The 206-nt window shown below is 47.6% G+C and carries 1 protein-coding gene; it reads left to right on the plus strand.

Annotated elements, in window-relative coordinates:
* The coding region (locus CXF95_RS26410) for a helix-turn-helix domain-containing protein (protein ID WP_198556720.1) at positions 1-206 on the plus strand (206 nt) is incomplete at both ends.

Raw genomic sequence — 206 nt, forward strand, 5'->3', positions numbered from 1 at the left:
TGTTAGTCGAAGAATGGTCAATGAGTGGGTTGCCAAGTATCTCAAGGGTGGTATCAGCGCCCTTGAAAGTAAAAAACCATCGGGAAGACCCTCTCTATTGTCCTCCCAGCAAAAAGCCGAGCTGATCGATTACATCGAGAAACAAAGTCGGTCTGCAAGTGGGGGACGTCTAAACGGTGAAATGCTGCAAAGCTATATTCAGCAGG

Source organism: Paraglaciecola sp. MB-3u-78, from assembly GCF_002835935.1.
Classification (GTDB): domain Bacteria; phylum Pseudomonadota; class Gammaproteobacteria; order Enterobacterales; family Alteromonadaceae; genus Paraglaciecola.